Origin of the sequence: Blautia sp. CAG:257 (genome assembly GCF_000433815.1) — a bacterium.
Classification (GTDB): Bacteria; Bacillota; Clostridia; order Lachnospirales; family Lachnospiraceae; genus Blautia_A; species Blautia_A caecimuris.
Genome location: NZ_HF999089.1, coordinates 1 through 15770 on the forward strand (window position 1 = coordinate 1; position 15770 = coordinate 15770).

The 15770-nt window shown below is 43.4% G+C and carries 12 protein-coding genes and 1 riboswitch; of the genes, 5 read left to right on the forward strand and 7 right to left on the reverse strand.

From position 1 onward, the window contains the following. Positions 1-181: 181 nt before the first annotated feature. The 3 genes from QVP40_RS10815 to QVP40_RS10825 all read right to left on the reverse strand — a co-directional run bounded on the left by QVP40_RS10815 (position 182) and on the right by QVP40_RS10825 (position 2890). Positions 182-421: a hypothetical protein gene (locus QVP40_RS10815; RefSeq protein ID WP_022068435.1), complete on the reverse strand. Its 240-nt coding sequence runs from the start codon at positions 419-421 to the stop codon at positions 182-184. Then, positions 414-1505, reverse strand: a complete 1092-nt coding sequence (locus tag QVP40_RS10820) for a virulence RhuM family protein (RefSeq protein ID WP_022068436.1) — start codon at positions 1503-1505, stop codon at positions 414-416. Before QVP40_RS10820 ends, QVP40_RS10815 begins: the two co-directional genes overlap by 8 nt. Positions 1506-1714: 209 nt before the next feature. Then, positions 1715-2890 carry a cation:proton antiporter gene (locus QVP40_RS10825; RefSeq protein WP_022068437.1) on the reverse strand — a complete coding sequence of 392 codons (1176 nt, stop codon included), beginning with the start codon at positions 2888-2890 and terminating at the stop codon, positions 1715-1717. A 143-nt stretch (positions 2891-3033) separates the two neighbouring features. Beyond that, positions 3034-3110: riboswitch (Fluoride riboswitch) on the reverse strand. 381 nt (positions 3111-3491) lie between these two features. Between QVP40_RS10825 and QVP40_RS10830 the strand changes: the two genes are divergently transcribed. The 5 genes from QVP40_RS10830 (at position 3492) to QVP40_RS10850 (ending at position 8918) form a co-directional block, all read left to right on the forward strand. After that, the gene (locus QVP40_RS10830; protein ID WP_138270636.1) at positions 3492-3863 is read left to right on the forward strand and encodes a hypothetical protein; all 372 of its coding nucleotides are present in this window, start codon (positions 3492-3494) and stop codon (positions 3861-3863) included. A 325-nt stretch (positions 3864-4188) separates the two neighbouring features. Next, a complete protein-coding gene (locus tag QVP40_RS10835; protein ID WP_330361929.1) occupies positions 4189-5055 on the forward strand; it encodes a damage-control phosphatase ARMT1 family protein in 867 nt (288 codons plus the stop codon). A gap of 127 nt (positions 5056-5182) precedes the next feature. Further along, positions 5183-5833: a Crp/Fnr family transcriptional regulator gene (locus tag QVP40_RS10840; RefSeq protein WP_330361928.1), complete on the forward strand. Its 651-nt coding sequence runs from the start codon at positions 5183-5185 to the stop codon at positions 5831-5833. A gap of 194 nt (positions 5834-6027) precedes the next feature. Further along, positions 6028-7674 (forward strand): hydroxylamine reductase, encoded by a 1647-nt coding sequence (hcp, locus tag QVP40_RS10845; protein WP_022068441.1) that lies wholly within the window; start codon positions 6028-6030, stop codon positions 7672-7674. Between the two features lie 152 nt (positions 7675-7826). Next, entirely contained in the window at positions 7827-8918 is a 1092-nt protein-coding gene (locus QVP40_RS10850) for an ABC transporter ATP-binding protein (RefSeq protein ID WP_022068442.1), read from the forward strand. A 57-nt stretch (positions 8919-8975) separates the two neighbouring features. On the opposite strand, the gene QVP40_RS10855 is transcribed toward QVP40_RS10850, so the two are convergent. From QVP40_RS10855 to glgP, 4 genes are all read right to left on the reverse strand, one after another. Next, positions 8976-10655, reverse strand: coding sequence for a glycoside hydrolase family 13 protein (locus tag QVP40_RS10855; protein WP_022068443.1), 1680 nt, complete (start codon positions 10653-10655; stop codon positions 8976-8978). A 15-nt stretch (positions 10656-10670) separates the two neighbouring features. After that, complete coding sequence (locus QVP40_RS10860) at positions 10671-12422, reverse strand: glycoside hydrolase family 13 protein (protein ID WP_022068444.1); 1752 nt, start codon at positions 12420-12422, stop codon at positions 10671-10673. A gap of 63 nt (positions 12423-12485) precedes the next feature. Then, on the reverse strand, positions 12486-13943 hold the full coding sequence (gene malQ / locus QVP40_RS10865; protein ID WP_288200496.1) for a 4-alpha-glucanotransferase: 1458 nt from the start codon (positions 13941-13943) through the stop codon (positions 12486-12488). 11 nt (positions 13944-13954) lie between these two features. Further along, positions 13955-15770 (reverse strand): glycogen/starch/alpha-glucan family phosphorylase (gene glgP, locus QVP40_RS10870; protein ID WP_288200497.1); only part of this gene is annotated, 1816 nt, incomplete at its 5' end.

The window sequence follows — 15770 nt, forward strand, 5'->3', positions numbered from 1 at the left end:
AATGATGCCTCCTTTCAAATTTGTATGCCTACAAATAGGATAGCATATTTTGTTGAAGTTTCTTTATTTTAATTTCATCTAGCACAACGAGTTAATTTAGTAATAAATTGAAAGAAACGATTTATTTCATTCCAAAATAAAAAGCCCTATCCGTTCGGAACAGAGCATTCATAATTAATAGTTAAAAGAGATTATTTGGCAGGCATCGCGACTCCTGCGTCTTTTTTAACCCATAGGGTTCGTGGTTGGCAACGAATTTTACCACCTCAAATAATCTCTTTACTATCTTAATAATACCATCATAAATATTACCATTCATTATTCCAAGACTGTGAATTACAGCATTCATGAAGTTTTTTATACGCCATCCCAGTAGAGCAGCATTCCCGATCCATTCATCAAGTTTACTCTTGTTATTCATAGTCTTCCTCTGATGAAACATCGATTATCTGAGCTGTAGATTTATGAGCCGACAATTTCTGTACTTCATCCGTTTTCAACAGCATTTTGTCAAAATCGCTTTGATAAAGTCGATCCTGACGAACACGATATTTTTCAAATTCACTCAATGCATGCTGCTGAGCGATTTTTGCGGAAATTGTTCCGGCATCCGTTAATATCTCTTTTCTGCTCAAACGTAAAACACCTTCAAACTGCTCTGCCCAATCCTCCATTGTCATAGGCATTTCTTCTTCAGCTCTCAACTCTGCCAAGTCCAAATAAGCATTGACAATTCTCGCCATAGCCGAAAGTTCTTCCTTTGTCAGATAGTTTTTGGCAACTACCACATCAAAACGCTGAATTTTTCCATTTGGTGCGTCTTTCCATGTGGTCAGCCCCATGTTATCCTTCGCGCTGTCGGCACGTCGATATATGGTCTCTGCGGCTGTTTCTCCATGAATTGCCCAATGAAGTTGATTCTGCACTCTTGCAAAAAACTTTCTTGTTGTTTCAGCCTTGGAATCATAATCGATGCTGGTAGCGTAAATGTCCGTAATTTTCTGATAAAATCGCCGCTCCGAAAGACGAATTTCACGAATCCGCTCTAACTGTTCCCTAAAATAATCTTTCGTCAGAACCGTACCGCCATTTTTCAGCCGCTCGTCATCCATTGCAAATCCTTTTACTGTGAATTCTTCAATAATTTGATTTGCCCATTTACGGAACTGGACTGCACGGGGAGAATCCACTTTGTTCCCTACAGCAATAATCGCGCTCAAATTATAGTGATTGGTATTATAGGTTTTTCCATCAGCAGCAGTTATTCGAAATTTTCGAATAACTGAATTTTCCTCAATCTCTCCGTCCGAAAACAGTTTTTTCAGATGGTAGTTAATAGTATGAGTTTCCACATTGTAGAGCAAACCCATCATTTTTTGCGTCAGCCATACATTTTCATCGCAATAAACGGCATTTACATCACTCTCTCCTGTGGCAGTAATAAATGTCAGGTATTCCGCTGCCGAGGATCGAACAATACTGATCTCCTGTTTTTTCTTTTTCATACACCCACCTCTATTTCTGCGATAATCTCCGCAATCCCATTGCGAAGAACTTGTTCCTTTTTTGTATCAATCATGGTTTTCTTTCTCCATCCCATTTCATCAATTATTGTATCACGCAGGTATGAAAAAATCCATTGCTATAACGAAGTTGAAATAAATGCAAGCCAAATAATTAAAAGGGAAGGGAAAAGGTGACGGGATGTGCGCCTCTACCTTACCAGCCATTTTTTATACGACAAATCTATGGCAAGCGCCCCAAGCGGCGCGGTAAGCACAATCGCCAGCACTGCCACTGTAAGCACAGCATCTCCACAGGCAAAGCCGAGGGAAAGAGGGATTCCGCCAATGGCGGCCTGAACCGTAGCCTTCGGTGTGTAAGCCAGCATACAGAACATTTTCTCCCGTCCTGTCAGGTCTGTTCCCAGCAGACATATATACACGCCAAGCATTCTGAATACCAGCGCTCCCAGGATTACTGCAAGTGCCTGAACACCCACTTTTCCAAAATATTCAATATTTACAGTAGCTCCAACCAGAACAAATAAAAACAACTCTGCCGCTACCCAGAGTTTTCCGTATTTTACAGAAAGCCTTTTCGCAACAGCCGCCCTTTTCTTCTGCAGTCCGATGCCAATAAACATAATTGTGATCAGCGCTGAAAATGTAATTGGCGTACTGAGACGATATTCTATTGCTGCAAGAAGAAAAGAAACACCTAATATAATCAGCACTTTTGCAGTGTCCCGGATGTGTACTTTTTTAAAATAGTATGCAAAAAAGATACCGATCAGCAGTCCAAGCACAACGCCTGAAAATATAGAAAACGGAACATTAATAAAGCTTGTTACGGAAGCCTTTTCACCCTGAATCATTCCTGCAAAGGTTGAAAACAGAACAATCACATATACATCATCTACAGATGCTCCTGCCAGGATTAAATGGGGTATTCCTTTTTTTGCGCCGTATCCCTCATCCATAAGCTTAACCATCCTTGGAACAACGACTGCAGGGGAAACAGCTGCCAGCACAGCCCCCATAACAGCAGCCTCCAGAACAGTCAGATCCATAACCCTTGGCGCCAGCAGTATTATTCCAAGAATCTCCAGGCTTGCAGGGACAAAACACATCAGCACTGCCGGTCTTCCGATTTTTTTCAAGCCTGACAGATCAAGTCCCAGTCCCGCTCTGGTCAGAATAATGATCAGTGCAATTTTACGTAATTCCGACGATATCTCCAGGATGCTTTCATCTAACAGATCAAGCATATATGGACCAAGAACAATGCCGGTAATCAGCATTCCCAGCAAACCTGGCAGTTTCATTTTCCGGCAGATCCAGCTCATGGACATACCAACCAGTAAAATTAATGAAATACTTAATAACATAAGCTCCTCCTCAAAAATAAATCGGACAACTCCTCTTCGAACTCCCCAAATCCTCGCGGAATACTTTTATTTACCAAAAAGATCAGTACACAATGTACTGCCTTTTTTATAAATAACAAAAAAGCCGACACCTCTGCCTTACATTGATTGCAGAAGTCATCAGCTTTTCTAAGCGGTTTAAGTATTAATACTTAGGGAGACATTCATTCCCCAATAAAATATGATAAATTGTCTGTCTTGTATATTATAATCCACCCCTTCTTTTAAGGCAATAAAAATTCATTTCATAAATAATAATCTCAGACTTTTTCCGGCTCCTGTGAGCAACATAAGCCATATTTTGCTTACTGGAATGGAAAAAAGCAGGAATAAACACTTGGGATACCGGAGAAGTCCCAAACCGGAAACTGCCATGGCCGGACGGTGCCAGAGCAAAAGCTTCATTTACCGGAAACCGCGTATGATCAGAGAATTTGTCGAACGATTTTTCTTGTTGCCCCCTTCTTTAGATGCTATACTTTTTACAGATAGTAAAGGGAATAATACTTGATCATCTGCAGACATCATAACATCCCGTTTTGCGCAAAACAGGAGTTTTTCTTTGCTGAAATTAAATACAACAGGAGGCGATGTTATGCTGAAAATGCTGATTCGTATGGATAATCATAAAATAGAAACAGAACAGAAATATAATTCGGAAAGTATTTATTCCACTCTGAACAATGCCTTTTCCCGCATGAGATTCCAGAGAATTTCCGGTGAATCCAATACTCTGATATACTGCGATAACGAGACCGGTCAGACACATGGCAGCTTTTGCCAGATCATAAATTCTCTTAAAAAACAAAACTGGTTTATGGAGAATGTAAGTGACTGGATTCTATATCACAGTGACGTTTCCGGTAATCCGGGAGATTTCAGGGAAGAAGATCTTCTGGCCCGGTATCAGCGCAGGCGAAGTATGAATGCCTGAATTATCATGCCTGTTATTTAACCACCACCGAATATACAGGAAAAAATTGCCCGGGAGAATCCATTTTCCCGGGTGATTTTTTCCTGCAGGGTATGATTTATTGGCAGGTTTACCTGATATGCTATAAGAGAAACTGCCAGTGCCAAAACCTAAAAATCAATAGCTTTCAGTTTTACAGTTTCCTGTTTATTTGCCCTTTTGCAGGCTTTTATAAAATTTGCCCCTTCCTCTTGCCCATATCTTCCCCGTGTCCTATAATATTTTTATCAAACCTGCCCCTGAATCCGGGCGGAAAGGACTACAAATGAAATTAAATCCCTTTTGCATGTGCTGTGCAGTAAATAAACAGGAAGAAAAGATCCGGAAGTTCCCGGATATGGATAAAAAAACCGAATATATGAAAAAGGTCATGTCAATTCTTTCCAATGCCGAAGAACAGGACTGCTCTCCCAGCCTTTCTGTAGAGATCAAAAAACTCTACAGTGAATTCTGGAATTGTTCCGCCGAGGATTACACAGAAATAAAGAAAGAATTCAATCAGCTTATGCTGGATGCGGAAGCCTCTGTTGAGGAAAAAATACGTATTTCCGCAGATCCACTGGAAACAGCGCTTCTCTATGCCCGCATTGGAAACTATATTGATTTTGCAGCTTTGGAAAATGTAAGTCAGGAAACAATGCTGAAGCTTCTGGAAAATGAAAATCACGAACCTCTGGGACAGGAGGAATACGCCAACTTCCAAAAAGATCTCTCCAGGGCTAAATCTCTTGTTTATCTTACTGATAACTGTGGTGAAATCGTACTGGACAAACTCGCCATTAAGATTTTGAAAGAAAAATATCCCCAGCTTGATATTACAGTTATTGTACGGGGATATCCTGTTGTCAATGACGCCACCATGGAGGATGCGGAAGAAATCGGACTTACTGATATCGCAAAAGTAATCGGAAACGGAAGCAATGTGGGCGGAACCTGGTTTCCGGGACTCAGTAATGAATCTCGGACTCTTCTGGAACAGGCAGATGTAATTCTGGCAAAAGGCCAGGGCAATTTTGAAACCATGAACGACTGCGGTCTGAATGTGTACTATCTGTTTCTCTGCAAATGTGATCTGTTCCAGAGACGCTTCCACGCAAAAGAACTTCAGGGGATGTTTCTGAATGAGCGCAGAATACAGATGGAAATGGTGTAGTGAGAAAACTCGCACCCCCTCTATCTGACGACACAGTTACCACCTGCCACAGAAAGACGAGGAAGTTTTTATGAAGATCTCAGAAATTCCCTTATTTCACGGAATTTCCTCTTTGGAGCTTAATGAAATGAAAAATTTGGGCTGTATACGCCAGCATACTCTTGAAAAAAACACGACTATTTTTCATATGGGAGAAACGATTTCCGAAATGGGAATCGTGCTTTCAGGAAGCGTTATTATCGAAAACATTGACCTCTGGGGCAAGCGCAGCATTTTAAGCCACATTCCGGAGGGACATGTTTTTGCGGAAACGTATGCCATGTGCGGGGAACCTCTGATGGTGTCCGCGGTTACGGCAGAAGACTCAGAAATCCTGTTCTTTAACCTGAAACTTCTTTTGAACTCACCTGGAGCTTCCAGTCCATTTCCGAAAGCTTTTAACCAGAATTCTCCGGAAGCATCACACGGTCAAAATGCCGGGCAGCCCACGATCGTCCGAAATCTTCTGCGGATTTCCATGCAGAAAAATCTCACCCTGTCCAACCGGATTTTCTGTACTACCCCAAAAACCATCCGCGAAAGACTTCTTATTTATCTTTCCAATCAATCAATAAAAGCCGCAAGCACCTCCTTTACCATTCCTTTTAACCGTCAGGGGCTTGCCGATTACCTGAATCTGGATCGCAGCGCTCTTTCCAAAGAGCTTGGTAAAATGCGGGATGATGGTATCCTGGAATTTCATAAAAATCATTTTATCCTTCATAAAACCGACGAATAATCAGGTAAAAGAAACTTTCTGTTTAAAACTTCAAAATAAATGCGATAAAAGAAAAAACTTTATTTTTGTTGTTATAACAACAGATTTAAAGTTTTTCTTCTTTTATAATCTGCTCTATCAGAACATAAGATATCGTTTACTTTTATCAGTAATCAATATCTGGCAATATACTTTTAATCAGGAGGTTTTATCTTATGGAACATAAAATGTTTTGCTACCAGTGCCAGGAAACTGCCGGCTGTTCCGGCTGTACAATTTCCGGAGTCTGTGGAAAGAAGCCGGACATTGCCGCTATGCAGGATCTTCTTGTATGGGTGACAAAAGGCCTATCTGCCATTACCACACAGCTCCGCTCCGAAAATGTAAATGTAGACGCAGCTGTAAATCATCTTATTAATAAGAATCTTTTTATCACGATCACAAATGTGAATTTTGACAAAGACACAATCACAGATCAGATCATCAAAACTCTGGAAGTAAAAGAGTCTCTTCTTTCCCGGGTAAAGGACAAAGCTGATCTTCCGGAGGCTTCCCTCTGGATAAGCAATGCTTCCGATTTTGAAGCAAAAGCTTCTCAAACAGGTGTTCTCTCCACAGAGGATGAAGACATCCGTTCGCTCCGAGAACTGATCACCTATGGCCTCAAAGGACTTTCCGCCTACACAAGCCATGCAAATGTTCTATTCAAAGAAGATTCCGATACAGACGCTTTTATTCAGAGAGCGCTCTCTGCAACCTTAAACGACAGCCTTACTGTTGACCAGCTCATCTCCCTTACTATGGAAACAGGAAAATTCGGCGTACAGGGAATGGCTCTTCTGGATCAGGCAAACACCGAGGCCTACGGAAATCCGGAGCTTACCAGCGTAAAGATCGGCGTTGGCACAAATCCCGGAATCCTGGTCTCCGGCCACGACCTGAAAGACCTGGAAATGCTTCTTGAGCAAACCGAAGGTACAGGAATTGATGTTTACACACATTCTGAAATGCTTCCGGCCCACTACTATCCTGCTTTCAAAAAATACCGTCACTTCCACGGAAACTACGGCAACGCATGGTGGAAGCAAAATGAAGAATTTGCATCCTTTAACGGACCGATCCTTATGACAACCAACTGTATCATTCCTCCAAAGGACAGCTACAAGGATCGCTTGTACACAACAGGAGCTGTTTCCTATCCGGGCTGTAAACACATTCCGGGCGGCATTGGTCAGATCAAAGATTTCTCCGCGCTGATCCAGCAGGCAAAGCACTGCGCTCCTCCTGTTGAGCTTGAAACAGGAGAAATCGTAGGCGGCTTTGCACACGCGCAGGTTCTGGCTCTGGCAGACAAAATTGTCGAAGCTGTAAAATCCGGCGCCATCAAAAAATTTGTGGTAATGGCAGGCTGTGACGGCCGTGCAAAAAGCCGCAGCTACTACAGTGATTTTGCCCGCGCGCTTCCCAAGGACACCGTGATCCTCACTGCCGGATGTGCAAAATATAAGTACAACAAGCTTGATCTTGGCGATATTAACGGAATCCCCCGTGTTCTGGACGCAGGACAGTGCAACGATTCCTACTCACTTGCCGTCATCGCACTGAAGCTGAAGGAAATTTTCGGCCTTGAAGATATCAACGACCTGCCTATTATCTACAATATTTCCTGGTATGAGCAGAAAGCTGTCATTGTACTTCTTGCCCTTCTTTCTCTTGGTGTTAAAAACATCCATCTAGGCCCAACGCTTCCGGCATTTTTAAGCCCTAATGTGGCTAAGGTTCTTGTGGATACCTTTGGAATCGCAGGTATTGACACTGTAGAAAATGATATAAAGCTGTTTTTTGGTGAGCAAAATGACTAAATCTCCCCGTCTTTTCGTCAATCTGTCAACAAACCTCTGAAATATTTGTAGGATTCTTCTCTGGTGCATTTTACTGCTTTTCGTTATACTGAGTACAGTTCGAAACAAGAGCAAAACTATATTTCACAAATATTACCTGGAGGGAAATTAAAATGGCAAGTTTATCATTAGAGCACATTAACAAAACCTATCCGAACGGCTTTGAGGCTGTTAAGGATTTCAATCTTGAAATTGAAGATAAAGAATTTATCATCTTTGTAGGACCATCCGGATGCGGAAAATCCACAACTCTTCGTATGATCGCAGGTCTTGAGGAAATTTCCGGCGGTACTCTTAAAATCGGTGACAAAGTTATGAATGATGTAGAGCCGAAGGACCGTGATATCGCAATGGTATTCCAGAACTACGCTCTGTATCCTCATATGACTGTTTATGATAATATGGCATTTGGTCTGAAGCTCCGCAAGGTTCCGAAGGAGCAGATCGACAAACAGGTTCGTGAAGCTGCAAGAATCCTTGACCTTGAGAAACTTCTTGACCGTAAACCGAAAGCTCTTTCCGGTGGTCAGAGACAGCGTGTTGCCATGGGTCGTGCCATCGTTCGTAATCCTAAGGTATTCCTTATGGATGAGCCGCTCTCCAACCTGGATGCAAAACTTCGTGTACAGATGCGTATTGAGATCTCCAAGATCCATCAGAGACTGGGCGCTACCATCATCTACGTAACACATGACCAGACAGAGGCTATGACTCTTGGTACCAGAATCGTTGTTATGAAAGACGGTGTTGTTCAGCAGGTAGATACACCTCAGAACCTGTATCAGAAACCGGGTAACCTGTTCGTAGCAGGATTCATGGGATCTCCGCAGATGAACTTCCTTGACGCTGAGATCAAAGAAAACGGCGCTGACCTGGTTGCCAAGATCGGCAACGATGAAGTTGTTATTCCGGCAGCAAAGGCAAAAGTTCTCAAAGATAAAGGCTATGTAGGCAAAACAGTTGTTATGGGTATCCGTCCTGAGGATGTTACAGATTCCGCTGACGGCTCCATGGCTTCTATCGTTAAAGTATATGAGCTTCTGGGTGCTGAAGTATTCCTGTACTTCGATATAAATGGAACTCAGATCACAGCCCGTGTTGATCCACGTACAACTGCAAAGACAGGCGATTCAATCCATTTTGATTTTGATATGGAAAAAGCTCACTTCTTCGACAAAGAAACTGAGCTGGTTATCACAAACTGATCCAGATATGATTTCACCCCCGGAAGATTTCCGGGGGTGTTTTTTAGGCTCCATGCATCAGATCTCAGTTGCTGTCTCTGTTTTCTCCCACATCATCGCTTCATAGGGTCTCAGCTTCTGCTGGGAAGGCAGATCACTGTAGTTATGGATCAAAAGCACGCCATTGTCCCGGCTCTTATCAGCGCCATCCTCAGATACAGGCACTCCCCACTCCTTTAACAGCGGACATTCCACCTCTTTATCTGTAAAATTAGCTGTCACCAGCAGTTTCCTGCCTTCATATTCCCGCACATAAGCAAAAATATTTTCATCTTCCGGCAGCAGCAGTGTAAAATCACCTTCAACAAAAATGCTGTTTTCTTTGCGGAGCTGAATCAGCTTTTTATAATAATGAAAAACAGAGTTTTCATCATGAAGCTGGCTTCGGGCATTTATTTCTGTATAATTGGGATTCACGCCCAGCCATGGAGTTCCTGTTGTAAAGCCTGCGTTTTCTGTATCATCCCACTGCATTGGAGTTCTGGCATTGTCACGACCCTTTGCATAGATGGATTCCATAATATCTTTCTCTGCATACCCCTTTTCCAGCCGCTCCCTGTACATGTTTCGGATCTCGATATCCTGGTACTGTTCAATGGACTCAAAGCGCACATTTGTCATGCCAAGCTCCTCTCCCTGATATACATAGGGAGTTCCTTCCATTCCGTGAAGGATGGTTGCCAGCATTTTTGCAGATTCCACTCTGTATTCTTTGTCATTGCCCCAGCGGGATACAATCCTCGGAAGGTCGTGATTGTCCCAGAAAAGGCTGTTCCAGCCACAGCCATGAAGCTCCTTCTGCCACTTTTCCAGACATTTTTTCAGTTTTACAAAAGGAAGGGGACAGAAATCCCATTTCTCTTTTCCCGGCTCCTGATCCAGCATCATATGCTCGAACTGGAACACCATGGAAAACTCGCTGCCGTCCGGCTTACTGTAAAGCTTGGCCCTGTCAATATCTGCGCCCCAGGCCTCTCCCACTGTGATCAGATCTCCTTTCTGGAAGGTTTCTCTGCTTAACTCCTGAATAAACTCATGAAGTCTTGGACCGTTGTTGGTGATCTTAAGATCCGGCTCCTTGGCGATCTGGTCGATCACGTCCAGGCGAAAACCGCCAACACCTTTGTCCATCCACCAGAGGATCATGTCATAGATTTCTCTTCTGAGCTTTGGATTTTCCCAGTTCAGGTCCGGCTGCTTTACGGAAAACTGATGAAAATAATACTGCTTTAACTCAGGCACCCACTCCCAGGCCGGACCGCCGAATACAGAATTCATATCATTTGGATACACGCCTTCCTCGCCGTCACGCCACACATAGTAATCGTGGTAAGGATTATCCTTGCTCTTTTTCGCCTCAGTAAACCAGCGGTGCTCGTCAGAGGAATGATTCAGCACCAGATCCATAATAATACGGATATTTCTCTTTTTTGCCTCATTGATCAGCTGCTCCATATCGTCAAGATTTCCGAACATGGGATCAATATCCTGATAATCGGAAATATCATAGCCATTGTCATCCTGCGGAGATTTACATACCGGAGACAGCCAGACAGCGTCAATGCCAAGCTCCTGAAGATAATCCAGCCTTTTTATAATCCCCTGGATATCTCCGATCCCATCCCCGTTGCTGTCCTGAAAGCTTCGGGGATAAATCTGGTAAACCACAGAATTCTGCCACCATTTTTTATTGTTCATATCCATTTCCTCCTGTTAAATCCTTCGTATGAGAGTTCCGTTTTTTGCAAGATTTCCATTCACATAACCACGGGCGAAGAGAATTTCTCCCTGTTTTTCCACTTTTATGCAATCTTCTGAACAGTTCAGAAGCACTTCTGTTTTATGATTCTGTTCATCCAGCTTAATATATTCCACACAGCGCTTTTCCTGATATGTTCCCGGAAAATGGAAATGCAGGCTTCTAAAAGAAGGTTCCTGCTTTCTCAGAGAGATCAGCTTCTTCATTTCTGCGATACGCCGTCTGTTTTCTTCTGAATCCAGTTCCTGCCAGGGCATACATCTTCTGCAGTCAGGATCGTGTCCTCCCTCCATTGCGATTTCTGTTCCATAATAAATACATGGACTTCCCGGCATGGTAAACAGTACTGCAAGCTGCTGATAAAACATATCCAGATTATGGAAACGGTTCATCAGCCTCTCCGTGTCATGGGAATCCAATAGATTAAACAGCACGTTATTACACTGCTGCATGTACATAGTATAACAGTGATTGACCGTATATTCAAAGTCCTGTTTTGTCATTTTCTTATCAATAAAAAAGTCATGAATACCGCTCATTAAAGGATAATTCATTACAGAATCATACTCGTCTCCCATAAGCCACTGGCTTGCGTCATGCCAGATCTCACCAAGAAGATAAATATCCGGCTTCAGCCTTTTTACCCGCTCTCTCATCTTTTTTAAAAATCTGTGGGAAATCTCATTTCCAACATCAAAACGGATACCGTCAATGTCATAGTCACGGATCCAGCTTTCACAGAGATTGCAAAAATACTCCTGTACCTTTTCGTTATTGGTATTCAGCTTTGGCATTCCGTCCGCAAAGGCAAAGGAATAAAATCGTCCATCCCTGGTATCTGCCTTTTTCTTAAGGTCACTCCAGTCGTTGATCATAAACCAGTCTGCATATTCGGAAGCCTGTCCCTTTTCCTGCACGTCCAGCCAGGGCGCAAATTTAGGCCCGCAATGGTTAAATACTGCGTCCACCATCACACGGATGCCGTGATCATGGGCTTCCTTTACCAGAAAAGTAAACTCTTTTTCATCTCCAAAGGCCGGATCGATCTTTTCATAATCTGTTGTATCATATTTATGATTGGATTCTGCCTCCATAATGGGATTCAGATAAATTCCATTGATCCCCAGCTCCTTCAGATAATCCAGCTTCTGACGGATTCCGGAAAGATTCCCTCCATACCGTTCTCTGTTGGTAACCGGTCCGGTTCTCCATGGAAGGATATCCTCTGTATTTTTCTCCGGTGTTCCATTGCAGAACCTGTCAGGAAAAATCTGATACCATACCGTATCGTTCACCCATTCCGGCGTTCTGTTCAGATCTGCCGGATTCATCCAGGGAACAATAAAACACTGAAGCATCCTTCCATCCATATGAAGCTGCTCCTCTGTAAGAAAACCGTCCTCAAAATAATACCAGGTTTCTTTTTCTGTCTGAAGCTCAAAATAATATTTACATCTTTTATACTGCGGCACAAGGGTGGTTGTCCACCAGAGCTGATGCTTCAGCCGCTTTTTGTAGCAGATTTCTTCCCGTTTTCCAGTCCACTTTTCTTTTCCGCCCAGAATACCTGCATCAAACGGGTCTCCATAATGTATGAAGACCCGTTTGACGTCATAACCGGTTTTTATATTCACGATCAGCTGGTTTTCATTGTACGGATAGCTCATCTGCTCTGAAGTTTTATGATAAACTCCGGTAAATTCCATATGTTATTTCCTCGTATAAGAAGCGTATGACCACCAGAAATGATGGTTGTACGCTTATTCTTTCTATAGATTTATAGATGATAAATGTCCGGCATATTTTTTAAGGCCTGCTTCTATCCTGTCCCCGTCCGGCATCCGCCATTCCCAGTTTGGACTTCCCACAGTACCCGGAGTGTTCAGTCGTGCTTCTTTTCCCATTCCAAGAATATCAGAAAGAGGAACAATTGCGTACTCCGCTTTGCTTCTCCAGGTATATTCCAGAAGCCTGTCCTGTACAGAACCGTTTTTGATACCCTGTTTTTTCAGGAAACGGCGGAGCTTTCTTCTGGCCGGAACACTAAGCTCCTGATACCATTCTGTCAGCGTACTGTTATCGTGGGTTCCGGTATAGATGATCATGTTTTCCTCATCCGGGAAGCTGTCTGCCGCATATTTACCTGAAGTATCAAGGACAAATTCCAGAACCTTCATTCCCTTCAGATGATAATGTTCTTTTAAGGTAAGAACCTCCGGCCGGAGATCTCCCAGATCCTCTGCGATCAGTTCCACCTCCGGAAGCTTTTCTGTAAGCATGTCCAGAACTTCGTAACCGGGAGCCTCGATCCATTCCCCTTCAATGGCTGTGGGACAGGTTGCCGGAATTTTCCAGAAGGTATCAAAAGCCCGGAAATGGTCAATACGGATCATATCAAACAGTTTACTGCTGTACCCGATCCGGTCAAGCCAGAACTGATAATGATTTTTTTTCAGATAATCCCAGTCATAAATGGGATTTCCCCATCTCTGGCCTGTGGCGCTGAAATAGTCAGGAGGAACCCCTGCAATAAAAATGGGACGACCGTCTGTATCCAGAAGAAAATTGTCCTTGCCTGCCCATACATCCACAGAATCCACGCCCACATAAAAAGGCACGTCTCCCATAATTCGGATGCCGGCGTCATTGGCTGCTTTTTTTACTGCCATCCACTGACAGTAGAAGACATATTGAAGGAACATCTGGTACTGAACCTCTTCCTTCACATGAGCAGGAACCTCTGCGCCGGTCTCCGGCCAGCTTTTATCCTCAGCCTTCCACTCGTTCCAGCAGCGGTTTCCGTTTTCTTTTTTTAAGGCGCGGAACATTCCGTAAGTTTTTACCCAGGGCTGCTCCACAAACCTCTGATAATCCTCTGTTTCCTGAAAATTGCTGCAGGCTTCCCGGAGATAAGGCTCCTTCCATTCTCTCACCGCCTGATAGTCCACCTTTGCCGCATTTTTGCGAAAAGCCTCCGGCAAGACTTTCAGAAGTCCCTGCTTATACAGCTCTTCCAGACTGATATAAATTTCATCTCCCGCACAGGAGGAATAAGGCTGATACGGAGAGTTTCCATAGCCTGCAGGATTCAGAGGAAGAATCTGCCAGATCTTTACTCCTGAATGTTTCAGATTTTTAATAAACCGAAAGGTGTCGGCTCCCAGCTCTCCCACTCCTGTACTGGAGGGAAGAGCTGACACCGGCATCAAAATTCCTGATTCTCTCATAATATACCTCTTTATGACAGCTTCCAGATATCGCGATTGTACTCGGCAATGGTACGGTCCGCAGAAAAGTATCCGGCCTTTGCAATGTTTACCAGAGCCTTTCTTGACCATGCTGCCTCGTCCTCATAATCTGCCAGCATTTTTTCTTTTGTCTGAATATATTCTTTTACATCCAGAAGAGCCATAAACCAGTCTTTGGAGCGGATTTCCTTATACAGTCTTTCCAGATTTTCCATATCTCCGATAGCTTCCAGCTCTTCTCCCTTAATAAAATCAACCAGCTCACGGATCAGTTTATCTTCCTGATAAAGAGTCTCCGCACTGTAGGTCCCCTCCTCGTAAAGACGGATCACATCCTCAGAACGTTTTCCGAAAATATAAATATTCTCGTCTCCTACAAGCTGATGGATCTCCACATTTGCGCCGTCCTCTGTTCCCAGCGTCACTGCGCCGTTTAGCATAAACTTCATATTTCCGGTTCCTGAGGCCTCCTTGGAAGCAAGAGAAATCTGCTCGGAAATATCGCAGGCAGGAATCAGCTTTTCTGCCTTGGTTACATTGTAGTTTTCTACCATAACGATCTTCATGTATTTATTTACATCAGGATCCTTTTCGATCAGCTCCTGCAGGCACAGGATCAGATGAATAATATCCTTGGCAATGGTATACGCCGGAGCTGCTTTTGCCCCGAAGATCATTGTCAGCGGACGTTTCGGAAGATTTCCTTTTTTGATCTCCTTATATTTGTAGATGGCATAAAGAGCGTTCATCTGCTGTCTCTTATACTCATGGAGCCGCTTGACCTGGATATCAAAAACCGCATTTGGGTCGATCTCCACATTCTGAGTCATTTTCAGATAATCTCTCAGCTCTTCCTTTGAATGCATTTTGATCTGACGGAGTTTTTTCAGTACAGTCTCATCATCTTTATAGTCCAGAAGCTTTTCAAGCTTTGTGGCATCCTCAAGATATTCTCCGCCGATCAGCTCTTCCAGATAAGCTGCCAGATCGTGATTGCAGTGCTTCAGCCATCTGCGGAAAGTGATTCCATTTGTTTTATTATTGAATTTTTCCGGATAAATATCGTAGAACGGTTTCAGCTCAGATTCCTTCAGGATCTCAGTATGAAGGGCAGCCACACCATTTACCGCATATCCGTAATGAATGTCAATGTGCGCCATGTGTACGCGCTCGTCTTTATCAATAATGGCAACGCGCTCGTCGCTGTAGTCCTTTCTCACACGGGCATCCAGCTCACGGATCACAGGCATAAGATGAGGAACCACCTTTTCAAGATATGCAACCGGCCATTTTTCCAAAGCCTCTGCAAGAATGGTATGGTTTGTATAAGCGCAGGTCTTTCTTACAACATCAATGGCAGTATCCATGTTAAAGCCTTTTTCCATAAGAAGACGGATCAGCTCCGGAATCACCATGGTGGGGTGAGTATCGTTGATCTGAATTGCCACATGGTCATAGAGTCTGTAAAGATCATAACCGTTGTCCTCCGCTTCTTTCAGGATCAGCTGCGCGGCATTGCTGACCATAAAATACTGCTGGTAAATACGAAGAAGCTGGCCTGCCTCATCACTGTCATCCGGATAAAGGAACAGGGTCAGGTTCTTTTTGATATCGTTTTTGTCAAAGCTGATACCGTCGCCGATGATGCTTTCATCCACAGTGTCTGTATCAAAAAGATGCAGACGGTTGCAGTTATTTTTATAGCCCGGAATGTCAATGTCATACATAACAGATGTCAGAGTAAAATCCTTAAAAGGAACCTGGAACGTTGTCTCTGTTCTTGTAAGCCAGGAATCCGCTGTGATC

What these genes read in the sequence shown, in the direction of transcription:
- QVP40_RS10815 (WP_022068435.1), bottom strand. Translation starts at nt 421, where the DNA reads ATGAATAACAAGAGTAAACTTGATGAATGGATCGGGAATGCTGCTCTA.
- QVP40_RS10820 (WP_022068436.1), bottom strand. Translation starts at nt 1,505, where the DNA reads ATGAAAAAGAAAAAACAGGAGATCAGTATTGTTCGATCCTCGGCAGCG.
- QVP40_RS10825 (WP_022068437.1), bottom strand. Translation starts at nt 2,890, where the DNA reads ATGTTATTAAGTATTTCATTAATTTTACTGGTTGGTATGTCCATGAGC.
- QVP40_RS10835 (WP_330361929.1), top strand. Translation starts at nt 4,189, where the DNA reads ATGTGCTGTGCAGTAAATAAACAGGAAGAAAAGATCCGGAAGTTCCCG.
- QVP40_RS10840 (WP_330361928.1), top strand. Translation starts at nt 5,183, where the DNA reads ATGAAAAATTTGGGCTGTATACGCCAGCATACTCTTGAAAAAAACACG.
- hcp (WP_022068441.1), top strand. Translation starts at nt 6,028, where the DNA reads ATGGAACATAAAATGTTTTGCTACCAGTGCCAGGAAACTGCCGGCTGT.
- QVP40_RS10850 (WP_022068442.1), top strand. Translation starts at nt 7,827, where the DNA reads ATGGCAAGTTTATCATTAGAGCACATTAACAAAACCTATCCGAACGGC.
- QVP40_RS10855 (WP_022068443.1), bottom strand. Translation starts at nt 10,655, where the DNA reads ATGAACAATAAAAAATGGTGGCAGAATTCTGTGGTTTACCAGATTTAT.
- QVP40_RS10860 (WP_022068444.1), bottom strand. Translation starts at nt 12,422, where the DNA reads ATGGAATTTACCGGAGTTTATCATAAAACTTCAGAGCAGATGAGCTAT.
- malQ (WP_288200496.1), bottom strand. Translation starts at nt 13,943, where the DNA reads ATGAGAGAATCAGGAATTTTGATGCCGGTGTCAGCTCTTCCCTCCAGT.